General features: G+C 59.2%; 11 protein-coding genes, 1 tRNA gene and 2 pseudogenes. 12 read left to right on the top strand and 2 right to left on the bottom strand.

What is annotated here, in order from left to right; translation table 11 throughout:
* Positions 1 to 23: 23 nt before the first annotated feature.
* From P6U16_RS06550 to P6U16_RS06525, 6 genes and pseudogenes are all read left to right on the top strand, one after another.
* Positions 24 to 515, top strand: coding sequence for a flavin reductase family protein (locus P6U16_RS06550; protein WP_277703772.1), 492 nt, complete (start codon positions 24 to 26; stop codon positions 513 to 515).
* A 114-nt stretch (positions 516 to 629) separates the two neighbouring features.
* The gene (locus tag P6U16_RS06545; protein ID WP_277703079.1) at positions 630 to 839 is read left to right on the top strand and encodes an acyl-CoA dehydrogenase family protein; all 210 of its coding nucleotides are present in this window, start codon (positions 630 to 632) and stop codon (positions 837 to 839) included.
* Positions 840 to 1,368: 529 nt separating this feature from the next.
* A pseudogene (locus P6U16_RS06540) lies at positions 1,369 to 2,720 on the top strand (LLM class flavin-dependent oxidoreductase).
* A 9-nt stretch (positions 2,721 to 2,729) separates the two neighbouring features.
* Positions 2,730 to 3,578 carry an ABC transporter permease gene (locus tag P6U16_RS06535; protein ID WP_277703078.1) on the top strand — a complete coding sequence of 283 codons (849 nt, stop codon included), beginning with the start codon at positions 2,730 to 2,732 and terminating at the stop codon, positions 3,576 to 3,578.
* A gap of 44 nt (positions 3,579 to 3,622) precedes the next feature.
* Entirely contained in the window at positions 3,623 to 4,600 is a 978-nt protein-coding gene (locus P6U16_RS06530; protein WP_277703077.1) for an ABC transporter substrate-binding protein, read from the top strand.
* 9 nt (positions 4,601 to 4,609) lie between these two features.
* Positions 4,610 to 5,377, top strand: a complete 768-nt coding sequence (locus P6U16_RS06525; protein WP_277703076.1) for an ABC transporter ATP-binding protein — start codon at positions 4,610 to 4,612, stop codon at positions 5,375 to 5,377.
* A gap of 235 nt (positions 5,378 to 5,612) precedes the next feature.
* On the opposite strand, the gene P6U16_RS06520 is transcribed toward P6U16_RS06525, so the two are convergent.
* On the bottom strand, positions 5,613 to 6,197 hold the full coding sequence (locus tag P6U16_RS06520; RefSeq protein ID WP_277703771.1) for a DUF1349 domain-containing protein: 585 nt from the start codon (positions 6,195 to 6,197) through the stop codon (positions 5,613 to 5,615).
* Between the two features lie 376 nt (positions 6,198 to 6,573).
* On the opposite strand from P6U16_RS06520, the gene P6U16_RS06515 reads away from it, so the two are divergent.
* The 4 genes from P6U16_RS06515 (at position 6,574) to P6U16_RS06505 (ending at position 8,006) form a co-directional block, all read left to right on the top strand.
* Positions 6,574 to 6,999 carry a VOC family protein gene (locus P6U16_RS06515; protein WP_277703770.1) on the top strand — a complete coding sequence of 142 codons (426 nt, stop codon included), beginning with the start codon at positions 6,574 to 6,576 and terminating at the stop codon, positions 6,997 to 6,999.
* 373 nt (positions 7,000 to 7,372) lie between these two features.
* A complete protein-coding gene (locus tag P6U16_RS06510; protein WP_277703075.1) occupies positions 7,373 to 7,561 on the top strand; it encodes a type II toxin-antitoxin system VapB family antitoxin in 189 nt (62 codons plus the stop codon).
* Positions 7,528 to 7,620 (top strand): hypothetical protein, encoded by a 93-nt coding sequence (locus tag P6U16_RS28325; protein WP_349017689.1) that lies wholly within the window; start codon positions 7,528 to 7,530, stop codon positions 7,618 to 7,620. Before P6U16_RS06510 ends, P6U16_RS28325 begins: the two co-directional genes overlap by 34 nt.
* Positions 7,617 to 8,006, top strand: coding sequence for a type II toxin-antitoxin system VapC family toxin (locus tag P6U16_RS06505; protein WP_277703074.1), 390 nt, complete (start codon positions 7,617 to 7,619; stop codon positions 8,004 to 8,006). Before P6U16_RS28325 ends, P6U16_RS06505 begins: the two co-directional genes overlap by 4 nt.
* Before the next feature lie 630 nt (positions 8,007 to 8,636).
* On the opposite strand, the gene P6U16_RS06500 is transcribed toward P6U16_RS06505, so the two are convergent.
* Positions 8,637 to 8,710, bottom strand: a tRNA-Gln gene (locus P6U16_RS06500).
* Between the two features lie 260 nt (positions 8,711 to 8,970).
* Here P6U16_RS06500 and P6U16_RS06495 point away from each other — a divergent pair.
* Both P6U16_RS06495 and P6U16_RS06490 read left to right on the top strand, forming a co-directional pair.
* A pseudogene (locus P6U16_RS06495) lies at positions 8,971 to 10,645 on the top strand (Ppx/GppA phosphatase family protein).
* Positions 10,642 to 11,424, top strand: a complete 783-nt coding sequence (locus P6U16_RS06490) for an RlmE family RNA methyltransferase (RefSeq protein WP_277703073.1) — start codon at positions 10,642 to 10,644, stop codon at positions 11,422 to 11,424. Before P6U16_RS06495 ends, P6U16_RS06490 begins: the two are co-directional and overlap by 4 nt.
* The last annotated feature ends 3 nt before the right edge of the window (positions 11,425 to 11,427 follow it).

Genomic DNA, 11,427 nt, shown 5'->3' with positions numbered 1-11,427 from the left:
TTGCCAAGCCACGTGTTCTTCCCATGTTTGACACGCCCGCCGATGCCGATAATCTGAAGCAAGCTCTGAGAAGACTGGGTGGCGGGGTCAGCATTGTGACGGCAGGCGAAGGTGATGTGCGGTCGGGAGCAACGGTCACGTCTGCGACAGCATTATCGGTAGACCCACCGCGCATGCTTGTGTCCCTCAATAGGACATCTTCCACATGGCCTGTCGTGGAGCGCTTTCGCCATTTTGCCGTCAATGTCGTAGGCTCAGAACACCAGGGTCTTGCAAACCGCTTTGCCGGTATCGGTGGCGTCAAGGGAGTGGAGCGCTATCTTGGTACGGAATGGACCAGACTTGCGAGCGGTGCACCGGTGCTGGAAGATGCCGTTGCGGCTCTGGACTGTGAAGTCGAGGAGGCGATCGAGAGGCACAGCCATGTAATCATCATTGGCAGAGTGCTTACTATCCGGCTCGGCCATGGAAATTCCTTGCTCTACCAAAACGGGAGATACCATTCTGTCGATTGATGAGAACCTATCTGCTGTCCGGAGAAACTGAACCCCACGACCCTACCGACCGAAGGACAGGTTCTCGCCGCGGTCGAATCGATTGTTCAAAGTCCGGTATCACATGGACAGGGTATGGCTGCCGCCGTAGTTCAGTCTGGCCTCCTCGCTATCTCGATTCCGGCGGCTTTGGGCGGTGCAGACATTTCCAACATCGTGGTCACTGAGGCAATCAGCCGGCTGGCGATCTGGGACAAGAGAACAGCCGAACTACTCGTCCAGCATCTCACGGCCCTGGAACTTCTGCGCAACAGCGGGACCGACGAACAGCGAAGAGCCGTCTAAAGTCGGATTCTTCTCGGCGAGGTGTTTCATTTCCCGGTCGACCCTGCTGTTTACCCAATGCCTCGCCTGGCACGGTCAGGCCTCTCTTTCGTAGTCGAGCCTGCGCCTTCAATGCCGCCGCTGCAAGGCGTTGACTGGCATATCCTGGTCGCTGCGGCAGCCGGCACGGGCGAGTTCGCGGCCCATTCTTCATATGAGGATCGACAGCTTCCGGGTGGCGACGGTCTGCCGATAGCACCGCCGGTTTCACCGGATAATGTTCTCGTGAGCATCGCTGGGAGTTCCGGCCGTCTGCCACCGGATGTGTTTATGCCAGATTTTTTATAAATTAATCATTCAAGCCCTGTTCGCCTGTTCTGATCGTGGATTTACGCCGTTTCGAATTGTGCAGCAGGCTTGTTCGCATTGAACGCTCTCGCCGGAAATCAATTCGCCAGCAGCAGAGATTTTTGCAATTCTATTTCTACATAAAAATTATAGACAATATAGGCTGTTCTCATTCGACCACCTGACTGAGAGAGGATCAGCCATGACACGCAAGATCAGACTTGGAGCATTCCTGCCCGGCGGCGGACAGCACATCGCCTCCTGGCGACATCCCGATCAGCCGGTCGACGGAGCCTTGAGCTTGGAGTTTCACAAGCAGTTGGCGCAAACAGCAGAGCGCGGTCTATTCGACGCATACTTCCTGGCTGACAATCTGGCCGTCGGGTACGGCGGTGCGCGGGAAGGCGGTAATGCACGCGTTGCTGGATTCGAGCCTGTAACGCTGTTCTCAGCCCTTGCACCTTTCACCACGCATCTCGGCTTCATCGCGACAGCGTCGACGACCTATGAAGAGCCCTACAATACCGCTCGCAAGTTTGCGTCGCTCGACCTGATATCCGATGGTCGCGCGGGCTGGAATGTGGTCACCACCACGGGCGATGCCACAGCTCAGAATTTCAATCGTGACACCCAGTTGCCACATGCCGATCGCTACAGGCGTGCGGCGGAGCATGTCGAGGTGGTGAAAAAACTGTGGGAGAGCTTTGAAGACGACGCGTTCATCCGGGACAGGGAGAGCGGCGTCTTCTTCGATCCGGCGAAACTGCACGACGCCGGCCACAAAGGCGAGCATTTCAAGGTCAAGGGCCCCTTGAACGTGTCACGCTCGCGTCAGGGGCATCCGGTGATCGTCCAGGCGGGCCAGTCCGACGACGGACGCGGGCTGGCGGCGGCGACGGCAGAAGTGATCTTCACCGCGCATCAGCACATCGAAACGGCGCAGGAATTCTATCGCGATATCAAGAACCGCGCGCGTGGTCTTGGTCGCAACCCCGATCATGTTCTCGTAATGCCTGGAGTTTCCCCTTTGTCGGTCGCACCGAAGCCGAAGCGCGCGAGAAGTATGATCGCCTGACCTCGCTGATTGTCGAAGAAGACGGCATCGGGCTCCTCAATGGCCTGACTGGCGGAACACTCGACCTGCGCGGCTATGATCTCGACGGTCCACTGCCGCCGGCTCCGCCAACCGAAGGTATGAAGAGCCGACAGGCGCTGATCCGCCAGATCGCGGACGAGAACAATTTCTCCATCCGCCAGCTCTACCAATGGGTCGCCTCGGCCCGCGGTCACTTCACGATAGTTGGTACCGCAGAGCACATCGTCGACACCCTTCAGGATTGGTTTGAGAACGAGGCGGCTGACGGCTTCAACATCCTCCCGCCATGGCTGCCTACCGGCCTGAACGACTTCGTAGACCTTGTCATTCCGGAGCTGCAGCGTCGCGGTCTGTTCCGTACCGTCTACGAAGGCCGCACACTACGCGAGAACCTCGGCCTGCCTTTCCCCGTCAACCGTTGGACGGCCGAAGCGTCGGTCGTCCAGGCCGCAGAGTGAGGATCCGCCATGTCCTATGAGGATATCCACCATGGCCGCGCCTACGGGATCGGCGTCTCCCACCCGGAAGGCCATGCATCACGATGGCTGGCACAGACCGCCGCGGTCGCCGCTCCGATCCTGTCGCGCTATGGTCTCGTGATCGGCTTCCTGGTCTTCTGGCAGGTGTCAACCAACGTGGGTTGGATCAATGCGTCGGTCTTTCCGCCACTTGACCAGATTATCGGTGCCCTGTGGAAGGGCATCTCGTCAGGCGCGCTGATCGACGACATTGCGATCAGCTTGCAAAGGTCAGGGATCGCTTTCCTTGCCGCTGTCGCCCTTGGCATCCCGCTTGGACTGTTCATGGGGCAGGTGCGCGCCATCGAGCAGGCGCTTGACCCTCTGCTGCAGTTCTTCCGCCAGACCTCGGCGCTCGCCCTCTACCCCGTCTTCATTCTCTTGCTGGGTCTCGGCGAGGCCTCGAAGGTTTTCGTGATCTTCTGGGCGACGCTCTTCCCTATTCTCCTGTCAACGATCGGCGGTGTGAAGGAAGTCGATGCCAAGCTCATCGAGATGGCGCGCACCTATGGCGCGGGCTCCCTCGCGATTTTTCGCCGTGTCGTTCTGCCAGCCTCCGTTCCAGCAATCTTCGTTGGCTTGAGGCTGTCGGCGACTACCGCGCTGCTGCTGCTGATTGCCGCCGAGATGATCGGCGCCAACAAGGGTATCGGCTTCCAGGTGATGAACGCTCAATACAACTTCCAGATACCCCTGATGTTTGCCGCCATCCTACTCCTGGCACTGATGGGGCTCGCCGCCAACGCCGCCCTCGTGCTCCTGCAGCGCAAGCTTTGCCGCTGGGCGTTGCCCCAGTAACGACCGCATCCCGACACAACATCAACCTGAAAAGGATAAATTCCATGACATTTCTTCCCCGCAAACTTCTCCTTTCGGCTGCCATTGCCATCGGCTTGCCCGGTTCCGCATTTGCCGCCGAGGACATTAATTTCCGCTACCTCGCCAGTCAGGGCGGGTTGTCCGCCTACGAACTCGCCGCTGAACTCGGCTATTTCGACGGCACCGGCATCACGGTCGAAAATGTCGGCTACGCGACAGGCGGTCCGGCATCTCTGATTGCGCTCGCATCTGGCGATGTCGAGATCGGCAGTGCCGCGACATCGGCGGTCTTGAACTCGATCGTGGGCGGAAACGACTTCGTCGCCGCCTATCCCTCGAATGGCATCAACGACGAGGTGCAATCCATATTCTATGTGCTGGAAGACAGCCCGATTAGGGAGATCAAGGATATCGCCGGCAAGAGCATCGCCGTAAACACACTCGGAGCCCATCTCGACTACACCATCCGTGAGGCGCTCCATTCCGTCGGCCTTCCGACCGACGCCGCCAACCAGATTGTCGTACCGGGGCCGCAGCTCGAGCAGGTCCTTCGCTCGGGTCAGGTTGACGTCTCGGCCTTCGGTTACTGGCAGACGACCTTCGAGGGCGTTGCAAAGCAGAATGGCGGTTTGCGGGCCATCTTCGATGACACTGATGTTTTAGGCGAGATCGCCGGCGGCTTCATCGTTCTGCGCCGAGACTTCATCGCCAAACATCCTGACGCTGCCAAGGTTTTTGTCGAGCAGTCACAGCGCGCACTCGACTATGCGCGCGAGCATCCGGAGGAGACCAAGGCGATTTTTGCCAAGGCGCTGGCTGAGCGCGGAGAAAATCCCGAGATCGCCAAGTTCTTCCGTGGTTATGGCGTGCGCCCTGGTGGCCAGGCTGTGGATCGTGATCTGCAGTTCTGGATCGATGTCCTGGTGCGCGAAGGCAAGCTGAAGGAAGGGCAACTGGCCGCCAAGGATATTCTCTACTCCGCCGATACGGCCAGCAACTGAGGTGTGGTGATGACCCTTTCAAACAGCATCCGTGGAGAGGTGACGGTTCGTCATCTCTCCAAGACCTTCACCCTGAACGGTCAACCACTGCCGATCCTCAAGGACTTTAATCTCACCATCCGATCTGGCGAGAGCCTCGCGATCGTAGGCGCGAGTGGTTCCGGAAAGACAACGCTTCTCCGTATCCTTGCTGGTTTGGAAGAGGCTGACGGCGGCGATGTGCTGATCGACGGAAGACGCGTCCGTGGTGTGGGCACAGAGCGTGCGGTCATCTTTCAGGAACCACGGCTCCTGCCGTGGCTGACGGTGATCGATAATATCGGTTTCGGTCTGGAGACCAGAGGACTTTCGCGTGACGACGCTCGGCTTGTCGCGCAACGATATGTCGATCTGGTCGGGCTCAACGGCTTCGAGATCGCCTATCCCCGGCAACTTTCGGGCGGCATGGCGCAACGCGTCGGCATTGCCCGCGCGCTCGCTGTCCAGCCGGAAATCCTCTTGCTTGATGAGCCCCTCGGGGCCCTCGACGCCATGACCAAGATAGGCATGCAGCAGGAGCTGGCGCGGATATGGAAAGACGAGGACGTGACGACGGTGCTGGTCACGCACGATCTCGAAGAAGCGATCTTTCTCGCTGACCGGATCCTGATCCTGCCACGGGAAAAGGGCGGCGAGCCAAGGCTGATCGACATCGACCTACCACGTCCACGCGACCGCAGCGCTCCCGGCTTCGTCCGGCAGCGAGAGGAACTGCTGGGATTGTTTGGTCTGCATTGAGAGACTGGATGTTACTTTTCGTGAGAGTTTGATCCATCTTTCCGTTTCGCCGTGATCCACCTGCGCTGAATAAAATTATTGTCGGACAATTCGCTACGCTGATCTGGTGGGCTAACGTGAAAAGGAAAGCGGCTGAAATCCTGCTGAAACTCAACACCTCACCAAAAAGTGGAATGACTTCCGCTTTGCGCTCCCGAGGTAGACGCTGCGGCTTCTAAACAAAGCGCTCCGGCGGCTACGTCAGGTCATGGAGGTCTTTGCCCAAGGCCCGCCCCAATTGCCACTCACTAAACCTTACATCCAAGCCTGCACGTTCGGGAGTGCAGCACATAGGGCCGACAAAATAATGGTCCGCTTTTGGGAATGGGCAGAGGCGGACCAGTGGCCAAGTCTGCCCATCGTCTGACGCTTGTATTCTTAAAACGCCGCACTGGACGGTTACTCTTATCCAAAAATCTGATGGATCGCCGTCATATCGCCCCGTGGCCCAATCAGAGGCTTCATCCGTCAGCACACTGCCGAGCAAGCCATATCCGTCCGAGAACTCGATCCCGGTCTTAACCCACCGTCTTTCGTCGAGTCTGACCATGAGGCCAGCCTGATCGTAAAGATGTTCGAAATGTGCCTGGACTCGAACCTGGGCGGTGAAATCACCTTCGGTCTGGAATGCGTAGAAGTGGCCGTTGTCGCGGACAAAGCCATAATGTGTCTCTCGCCAGAAATCGGTGTTGGGGTCGGTCGTTACGGAAAGGTCGATATCCGACGCTTTCGCTTTCGTGGGCTTATTGATCCACCGTCCATTTTTGAGACTCTGCAACAGCGGCTCCTATGACAACCGGCGGACTTGCTCAGCCGCATCTTTCGTAAAATGGTTATGCTTAAAGAGCCCAATTGCTGCCAACAGGCAAGGTTTGATAGCCACCTTCCGCTTAGCCCTTTCAATTCGGTCGTAAAGGGCGTCATCGCTCAGCCCCGAAAGCGGACATAGCTCCGTGGCCGCGTCACGTCGCCTGCCCGCCACAGGCGATGTTCTTGACGATGGCGGCCTCACAAGCTAGCCTGATACCGTCTAAAACAGGTTAGGCACGGGAAGGTTGGCCCGGCCCCCACGAGTGTGGGTCCTTCCGCTGTTATCTGGCGGCCCAAGACTACGATGGCCTGTGCATGGTGTGCAGGCCGATAGTAGGAGCATGGGCATGAAAGCTAGAATATCGGTCTTGACGCTTGGCGTTGCTGATCTTGAAAAATCCGTCACCTTCTATCGCGATGGCCTCGGCTTGCCGACCAAAGGGATTATAGGACGAGAGTTCGAACATGGCGCAGTCGCGTTCTTCGATTTGGCTGGCGGCCTAAAGCTGGCGGTTTGGTCGCAGCGCGATGTCTCTCACGACACTGGGTTGCCTCTACAGCCGACGAGTCCCACGGCGTTCACCATTGGCCACAATGTCTCGACCAGGGAAGAGGTCGACGCGGTGATGAATGCCGCAGAGCGCGCCGGAGCCGAGATCGTTAAAAGCCCGACTGCCACCTTCTACGGCGGCTACGCAGGCTATTTCCGTGATCCGGACGGGCATCTATGGGACATTGTCTGGAATCCCGAGATGCTTCCTTCAAATGACTGAGGTTGCTGGCGCCGCTCACTAAGCTGGCCAACCGAAACATCCTTGTGCGACCGTGACTTGGGGATGGTCTCGGTCGCATAAGGCTGCTTCGGGCCAAACCCGGACCACGTCGCCAGATGTTTGGATGTCGGATCTCGCCTTTTGGTACCCCAACATCGGACTGTCCTCTCGCGGCCCCAAAATGGACTTGGCCGCCCTTCCACCAGGAAATATGCGGAGCCGCCGAGCCGCCCGGAAATCGGTTAATTCACAACGTTAGTCCAAACAGGGCGAATGAATGAAGTTGTTTTGATGCGGCATGTCACTTGGACACTGTGGGACAATGGGGTGGAATGGTAGAAAATTGGCTGACTAGGTAGAATGGAGTCTCCACATGAGCCTGAACGTGAAAGATCCTGAAGCGCATCGCCTTGCTCAGGCGATTGCTCATGCGACCGGGCTGAGTATGAGCCGCGTCGTGACCGACGCTCTGCGGGAGCGATATGCGCAAATTGAAAACAGAGAGGCAGGGCGTCTGTCGAAGAACTTCTGGCAATCGCCGACCGGGCCGCAGCCCATCTGAAGCGACCTTATGCCGATCACGCCGAGCTTCTCTATGACGAGAACGGCCTGCCGAAATGATTATCGACACCTCCGCCATGCTGGCGATCCTCTATGGTGAGCCGGAGGCTGCTGCCTTCACGCAACTGATCCATGATTCCGCAACCAGCCGGATCAGCGTGGCAAGCTATTTGGAATTGTCCATGGTGATCGAAAAGCAGCGCGGGTTGGAAGGCATGAGGCAGGCCGATGCCTTCTTCCGCCGCGCGGCGATTGATATCGAGCCAGTGACCGTCGAGCAGGGCCATCTGGCCCGACAAGCATTCCTCGATTTCGGAAAGGGCAGACACAAAGCTGGACTGAATTTCGGTGACTGTTTTGCTTACGCTCTCGCCAGAGATTTTGACGAGCCGTTGCTATTCAAGGGCAACGACTTCACGGAGACAGACATTCGTTCGGTAGCATGACGCACGAACTGGTATGATCGGTTGGGGCTGACGCAGTGATTGGTGCTTTGGCGCCCCGGAAGCGGCTCCGCTTTTGGCTCATTCGAGTCATCGACAACAAGAATTGTCTTGCAGGAGTGGGTCCCCAGCCGTCTTTTTACAGAGCTCCAGGCATTGCCGTGATTTGGAGGACGTCGCCGCCCGTTCCGCTTGGCCATGGTGCTGATGTCATCGAGTCTCTCGAGTTCTCTGTCTCGCACGTGTTCGAACAGAAGTTGTAGCTGCTGCCTGGTCGTCATCATGTCCTTCGAATGCATCTTCAATTCAGCCAGCCGCGTGTTGAGCTTGCGGCCAATGATCTGAGCCTTTCCATGGTCTGAACAATGAAGGCTGAGTGAAAGGCGGCTGCCTGGCCGACAGTGGATGAAGGCGGCCGGGACGCGTGCCCGCTAATAGAAGATGTTTCCGCGGCGGATCAGATTCTCGACCTCGTGGCGCACGGCCATGACGAATGCCCTGTCTTTTGCCCAGGGTTTCTCCACCGCGCTCAAGCGTCGTGGGCATCACCTCTGGGCATCAGGTCGCCAATGATGCCAAAACGATATCCGGCACGACTGGAAAATCAAGGAATTAAGGGCTTTTGGGGAGAATTGGCTGGGGAACCTGGATTCGAACCAGGACTAACGGAGTCAGAGTCCGTGGGTCTACCGTTAACCTATTCCCCAACGCTGCGTGGGCAATCGTGGCGCCCAGCCGGTGTGCCGGGCTTATAAACAAAACAGCGGCGGATGCAAATAGATTCTGGGAAAAAGTTCGGTGCGGTCTGAAAAGCTTTTGAGGGTATGGTTTTATCGGGTTTTCGCGGTCTTCGCCTTGCGCAAAAAGAATTTGGCGAAATCGGGGAGCGCTGATAAAGTCGGCCCAACGAAAATCAAGAGAGCGCCTTGAGCGGCATACAGTTCCGCGCGGCGCAATGGACAGAAACGTGAAAGACCCCGACAGCGGCGAACAGCCGTCCGTTTCCGGGGCGTCGGCAGCAGGCCGAAGCGACGGGCAGACTATGCCCCGTTCCGGCAAGGGCAAACGCAGACGGCACAATCCGTCGCGCAAGCCTTCTGCGAATGTCAGCCCCGCCGGCTTAGCCGGTGAGGCAGGGCGTCCCGAAGTAAAAGATAACGGCGAACAGCTGCGCAAGCGCAAGCGTCGCCGCCGGTCCAAATCCGGGCATGGCACACCTCCCTTGGCCAACGCGCAGGCGTTCGGCGCAACTGCGTCCGGCAACGCCTTGGATTCCGGCGCGCAGCGGCAGGCAGGAAACCAGCGTCCGAATTCCGGTTCTGGCAATTCCGGTGCGGGCAGTGCTGCACACCAGGGCAAGAAGAAGCGCAACCGTCGCGGCCTGCAGGGCCGGCCGCTTGCGAACGGCGAGAAGCCGCAGACAACGCTTTCGTCCGAGCGGCCAAAGGCCGTGCCGACGGCGATCCTTGCGGACGAGCGCAAGCCGCAGCATGGCCACAGTGCCCATCACGGTTTCGAAGGCTGGCGCAACGTGGTGTCGCAGGCTGTGTCTCCTGCGTCGCCGCATGTTTCCCATCAGTCTGCCGATGTCTCCGCCCCCTTTATGCAGCGCTTGATCTTGGCACCAACAATTGCCGACTTCTGATCGCCCAGCCGACCCGGCCGGGGCAATTCCGCGTCGTCGATGCGTTCTCGCGGATCGTGCGGCTCGGCGAGGGGCTCGGTGCATCCGGGCGGCTGTCGCCGGAAGCGATGGATCGCTCGATCGAGGCGCTGAAGATCTGCGCCGCCAAGCTCAAGATGCGCGATATCCGCCGCAGCCGGCTGATCGCCACCGAAGCTGCGCGTGCCGCCGTCAATGGCGAGGACTTTCTGGAACGCGTGCTCAGCGAAACGGGTCTGGAACTGGAGATCATCAACCGCGAGACGGAGGCGCGCCTTGCGGTCTCCGGGTGCTCGTCGCTGGTCGGGCGTGATACGAAATCGGTCGTGCTCTTCGATATCGGCGGTGGATCCTCGGAGATCGCCGTGATCAAGATCGGCGAAAACCGCTCCAGCCGGCTTGCCAATCACATCACCCACTGGACCTCGCTGCCGGTCGGCGTCGTGACGCTGTCCGAGCGCCATGGCGGCCAGGATGTCACGCCTGACGGGTTCGAGGCGATGGTGCAGGAGGTCGAGGGCATGCTGGCCAATTTCGATTGCCCGGCCATCGATCTGCTCGACAATAGTCCAGAAGCTGGCTTTCACCTGATCGGCACATCGGGAACGGTGACGACGCTGGCCGGGGTGCATCTCGATCTGCCGCGCTACGACCGGCGCAAGGTCGATGGCCTCTGGCTTTCGGATGACGAAGTGACGGCGATGCAGGCGCGGCTCCTGTCCTGGGATTTTACGGCGCGGGCGGCAAACCCTGCATCGGCCCGGATCGGGCGGATCTGGTTCTGGCCGGCTGCGCCATTCTCGAAGCCATTCGCCGCCGCTGGCCATCGGAGCGCATGCGCGTTGCCGATCGCGGCCTGCGCGAAGGCCTGCTCACCGATATGATGGCCGATGACGGCGCCTGGCGGCGGGGGCGTCCGCGCCGGTTCCCGCGCAGCCAGCAGGCACCGCACGGTTCCCACGAAGGAAACAATTCATGACGAAACCTCCGATCGGTGGAAACCGCACCGGCCGCAAGCTCGGCCAGAAGGTCAAGAAGGGCAAGCTGAAGGCGTCGTCGCGGCGCTGGATCGAGCGCCATATCAACGACCCCTATGTCCAGCGGGCGCAGCTTGAAGGCTACCGCGCGCGCGCCGCCTTCAAGCTTCTGGAAATCGACGAGAAACACAAGATCCTGTCGGGCGCCAAGCGCATTATCGACCTTGGTGCGGCACCCGGCAGTTGGTCGCAGATCGCTGCCAAGGTGACCAATTCGACAGATGCCGACCCTAAGGTCGTGGCGATCGACTTTCTCGAGCTTGATCCGCTGGCCGGCGTGCATATCCTTTTGCTCGACTTCCTCGATCCGACGGCGCCGGAAAAGCTCATGACTGCCCTTGGCGGCACGCCGGACGTCGTCCTGTCCGATATGGCGGCACCGACGACGGGCCACCGGCAGACAGACCACATCCGCACCATGCACCTGTGCGAAGTAGCAGCATATTTTGCCATCGATGTTCTGGCCGAGGGCGGACATTTCCTGGCAAAAACCTTCCAGGGTGGCGCCGAGCGCGAATTGCTGACCCTGCTCAAGCAGAATTTCAAGCAGGTCATCCATGTGAAACCGGCCGCATCACGCGCGGAATCGGTGGAAATGTTCCTGCTCGCCAAGGGTTTCAAGGGCCGCGATCCAAGCCGCCCGACACGGCCCGACTTCGACGCCGAAGGCGATGGCGACATGTATGACGAACGCGAACAGACGCCGCGCGACGAGGATTGAGCG

The organism is Rhizobium sp. 32-5/1 (assembly GCF_029537235.1).
Taxonomy (GTDB): Bacteria; Pseudomonadota; Alphaproteobacteria; order Rhizobiales; family Rhizobiaceae; genus Pararhizobium.
The sequence above is the reverse complement of the archived record's forward strand: the minus strand, read 5'-3'. Positions and strand labels throughout refer to the sequence as shown.